The organism is Stenotrophomonas sp. P5_B8, assembly GCF_054049855.1.
This window is the reverse complement of the sequence record NZ_JBFULO010000571.1, coordinates 1-1,959: the sequence shown is the minus strand read 5'-3', so window position 1 is coordinate 1,959 and position 1,959 is coordinate 1. Positions and strand designations below refer to the sequence as shown.

Below are 1,959 nucleotides of genomic sequence, written 5' to 3'. Positions count from 1 at the left end.
TTGTCCGCCGTCTGCAGCCTTATCTGCCGGGCATCCTGGCCCACTGCCGGTGGCCTCTCGGGACGAACCTGGTGGAAGGCATCAATAACAAGATCAAGGTCATCAAGCGCGTCGCCTACGGATACCGAGACGACGCGTACTTCTTCCTGAAGATCCGGGCGGCCTTCCCCGGAGTTGGGTGAAGAACCTTACTTATAGCAACATTCCCCATCGGAAGATCAGGATCATATTGCACATCCATGAAGTATCGGATCATCTCGTCCGAGAAGCCGTTATCACGCAGCTTAATTGGATTAATAACCATTAAGTACTCGCATATTGATCCATTACAGAAACTCTTGACTGTTGAATTTCTTGCACCACCCGATCCCACCGTGTTGGCGTTGAAAGCACCCCCCCCCTTTACAGATTAGCAATTGCTTTCGCCTTTCTTGCTGCGGGCAGCGACGAGGATTCAATTGAGGCCATTGCCTCAAGTATGCTGGCGGTCTTGAAGACAATGCCAGTCTCGGCACTGACCATAAGCCCGCTGCCACCTGCATCCAACGTGCTGACGATGACGCTGGCCGACTGATAGGCGTTGGCTGCGGCCGCCATGCCCTGCATGGATTGCAGCCGCCCATACGACTGCCGCGCAGCATCCACATTGTTGATCAGATCAATGAACGGCGATTTGACCCGCGCAAACACACCGATSTTCAGGTSCTTRTCGCGCTGCGAGGCRTGCCCGGTTTCATCGGCAGTGAGCAGCTCGATCTCGGCCGCGGTGATGTTGACGTCCTGCGCGGCCACCACGTTGCTGGCAATCTGGGTGTAYTTKCCGCCTGCGCCGAGGTTGACGTTGCCGCCCAGGCTGCCGATGGTGCTGGCGACCTGGGRCACCATCGCGCTGTCGTCCTCGTGCTGCTCGCGATGCCAGCCGGAGAATTTTTCGGTATCGGAGATCTGCACAGTGCCGATCGCCTTGCTGTCGGCGGTGTTGGCATTGCTGACGGTGTCCTGGCCGCTGCGGATGAGCAGGTCGCCGGCGGCACGGATGTTGACGTCCTTTTCGGCGGCGATGTTGGCCGCCGTCAGGCGGATGTTGCCCTCGGTGGTGGCCATGCGCACCCCGCCGCCGACCGACAGCTGGGTGCCGGTGATGGTGTCGCTCTGGCCGGCGCCTTCGTTGCGCGAGTTGTTGGTGCCGAACGGCAGGCCGCTGGTGTTGTTGGCGAACCCCCAGCCCTTGCCGCGGCTGTCGCTGCTGCTGGAGGCGGTGTTGTGGGCGACGTCGAAGACGATGTCCTTGGTCGCCAACAGCACCGCATTGCCATCGGCGGACAGCTGCGCGCCCTGGCTGGTGATGGAGCCGCCGTTGGCGATCAGCGTCATGTCGCCGCCTGCCGCCAGTTGGGTGACGCGGGCGTCGCTGGTGGATTCGCGCTGGTTGCCGCTCGAGCGCTGGCTGCCGCCGGTGATCACGGTGGACGTGGTCGCTGCACGGGCGCCGGACGCAGCGCCTTCGCCGGTGCGGGTGATCTTGCCCATCGTCGACCCACTGTCGGCCATGCCGTCGGTGGTGGAGTCGCGGGCGCTGCGGTAGGCCTTGGTGGGGTCGTAGGTGGTGCCGACCGACATGCCGCTGGACGTGCTGGCCTGACTGCTCTGCGTGTCCAGCGTGTCCTGCCTGGCCAGCAGCGCGATGTCCTTGCCGACCAGGGTGAGGTTCTCGCCGGCGGCAACGTCCGAGGCGGCCAGGGTGAGCTGGTTGCCGGCACTGATCAGCACGTTGCCTTCGCGCGAGGCGATGGCCGAACCGACCTGGGTAGTGGCCTGCGTGGCGTTCTGGCCGCTGCTGCTGGACTTGGCATAGCCCACCGAGGCCACGCCATTGGAGAAGCCGCCACTRAAGCCACTCTTCTTGCTGCTCTGGCTGGACTCGGAACTGTGGCGGTCCTCGGCAGCGGTGATCAGCAC

The 1,959-nt window shown here is 62.9% G+C and carries 2 protein-coding genes; one reads left to right on the top strand and one right to left on the bottom strand.

From position 1 onward, the window contains the following. Positions 1-182, top strand: a 182-nt coding sequence (locus tag ACXJKH_RS19445) for a transposase (protein WP_457321832.1), incomplete at its 5' end; no start/stop codon positions are given. Positions 183-402: 220 nt separating this feature from the next. Here the strand turns inward: ACXJKH_RS19445 and ACXJKH_RS19440 are convergent. Then, on the bottom strand, positions 403-1,959 hold a 1,557-nt coding region (locus ACXJKH_RS19440), incomplete at its 5' end, for a hemagglutinin repeat-containing protein (protein ID WP_457321830.1).